The sequence below is a fragment of the Alcanivorax sp. HI0083 genome, from assembly GCF_001635175.1.
In genome coordinates, this window is sequence record NZ_LWFX01001454.1 from 1 (window position 1) to 2407 (window position 2407).

General features: G+C 58.2%; 3 protein-coding genes. All 3 read left to right on the plus strand.

Features of this window, described 5'->3' with window-relative positions; all coding sequences use genetic code 11:
- The first annotated feature begins 183 nt into the window (after nucleotides 1-183).
- On the plus strand, nucleotides 184-654 hold the full coding sequence (locus A3754_RS22025; protein ID WP_063521348.1) for a MaoC family dehydratase: 471 nt from the start codon (nucleotides 184-186) through the stop codon (nucleotides 652-654).
- A 200-nt stretch (nucleotides 655-854) separates the two neighbouring features.
- Nucleotides 855-1775 (plus strand): SDR family oxidoreductase, encoded by a 921-nt coding sequence (locus tag A3754_RS22030; protein ID WP_063521349.1) that lies wholly within the window; start codon nucleotides 855-857, stop codon nucleotides 1773-1775.
- A 115-nt stretch (nucleotides 1776-1890) separates the two neighbouring features.
- The coding region (locus A3754_RS22035) for a beta-ketoacyl synthase N-terminal-like domain-containing protein (protein WP_369817642.1) at nucleotides 1891-2407 on the plus strand (517 nt) is incomplete at its 3' end.

Below are 2407 nucleotides of genomic sequence, written 5' to 3' on the forward strand. Positions count from 1 at the left end.
GTCTGACACAAGTTCCGAAGCGCACCATTGACCGCACAGCAAGCCGTGACGGATTTCCCGCCCTAGATGGCGCTTTTGACCCTTTACGGCTGATTACGCCGCTCGCATACTGACTCTTTTTAAAATAACGTTTTGAAATTTGGCCTCGGTGGGCATTGTCCGGGCCAGCAACGGGAGAGCACCATGAGCAAACCGCAAATCAGCCTCGACGATCTGCAGGCAAACGTTGGTAAAAACGTTGGCGAATCCCAGTGGCGCACCGTCGATCAGCAACGCATTGATGGCTTTGCCGAGTTGACCGAAGACCCCCAGTGGATCCACACCGACCCGGAGCGGGCCGCCAAGGAAAGCCCTTTCGGTGCCACCATCGCCCACGGCTTTTTGTCTTTGTCACTGCTGTCGGCCATGGCCATCGATGTACTGCCCACCATCAAGGGCCAGGTCATGGGCATCAACTACGGCTTCGACAAAGTGCGCTTCATGAACCCGGTGCGCGAAGGCAGCAAGATACGCGGCTCGTTCACCCTGCTGGAAGTCAAACAGCGCTCCGATAATGAATGGCAACTTCGCCACGGTGTGCAAGTCGAGATCGAAGGGCAGGAAAAGCCCGCCTTGATTGCGGAATGGTTGAGCCTGGCAATAATTCCGAGTTAAAAGTTTAAAGTTTAAAAACGCGATAGAGCACTGCACCAAGATGAAAGTCGTTACCCGCGGCCATGCTCTGGAGAGGTAAAAAATTCAGCAAATCACTGTCTGTTTCGCGGCTTCAGGGCCTGTCATTTGGCAATACCATTACTCGCGTTTCAACTTTGAACTTTTCACTTTCAACTCAAAAAGCATTCAGAGAGATACCCATGACAATCCGTTTTGATAATCAGGTGGCCATCGTCACCGGCGCGGGCAACGGCCTGGGTAAATCCCACGCCCTGGAACTGGCCAAACTCGGCGCCAAGGTGGTCGTCAATGATTTCGGCGGTGCCCGCGATGGCAGCGGCGGTTCCAGTGAAGCCGCAGAACAGGTTGTTGCCGAAATCAAGGCCGCCGGGGGCGACGCCATTGCCAACGGGGCAGACGTTTCCGATGAGACCCAGGTCGAAGCCATGGTCAAGCAGGCCATCGACACCTGGGGCCGCATTGATGTGCTGATCAACAACGCCGGCATCCTTCGCGACAAAAGCTTCGTGAAAATGACCCAGGACGACTGGGACAAGGTCGTGGCCGTGCACCTTACCGGCTCGGAAATTTGCAGCAAGGCCGTATGGCCGATCATGCGCGATCAGGGCTACGGCCGTATCGTGATGACTACCTCCACCTCCGGCCTGTACGGCAACTTTGGCCAGGCCAACTACGGCGCCGCCAAAATGGCCGTGGCCGGGCTGATGAATACCCTGTGCCTGGAAGGTGAAAAATACGACATCAAGGTAAACTGCATCGCCCCCACCGCCGCCACCCGCATGACCGAAGACCTGATGCCCCCGGAAGTGCTCGCCATGCTGGAGCCCAGGGAAATCACCCCGGCCGTGCTGTTTCTGGCAAGTACGCAAGCCCCCACCCATCGCATTCTGCTGGCCGGCGCCGGTTGCTACGCCATGGTCCGCCTGATGGAAAGCCAAGGCGTTTACCTGAATGACGACGAGCGTAATGTGGATGGCGTGGCCGCCCACTTCGAGCAAATCGGCAACATGGACAACGCCAGCGAAATGATGACCGGCGGCGACCATGTCACCAAGATTCTGACCATGGCCGCCAAAGCCAAGGGCATCAAGCTGGGTTAACAAAACACGTAGGAGCTTGCTTGCAAGCGAACCCGCACCGCGAAAAGCGATTCGGCTGCAAGCAGCCTCCTACAGCACAAACATCTAAGGCCGAACATACCTCAGGAGAGTGACCATGAGAGAAGCCGTAATCGTATCCACCGCCCGAACCCCCATTGGCAAAGCCTACCGCGGTGCCTTCAACGACACTCAGGCCCAGGCCCTGGGCGGCCACGCCATCAAACACGCCGTTGAACGTGCCGGCATCGACCCGGCCACCATTCAGGACGTGATCATGGGTGCTGCGCTGCAGCAAGGCAGCACCGGCGGCAACGTGGCCCGCCAGGCCGCCCTGCGCGCCGGCCTGCCCACCAGTGTGTCCGGCATGAGCATGGACCGTCAGTGCGCCTCCGGCCTGATGGCCATTGCCACCGCCGCCAAGGAAATCATCGTCGACAACATGGACGTGGCCGTGGCCGGTGGCCTGGAATCCATCTCCCTGGTGCAGAACGACAAGATGAACACCTTCCGCGCCGCCGACCCATGGCTGAAAGAAAACCGCCCTGACATCTACATGTCCATGCTGGAAACCGCCGAAATCGTCGCCGACCGTTATAACGTGTCCCGCGACAGCCAGGACGAATACGCCTTCC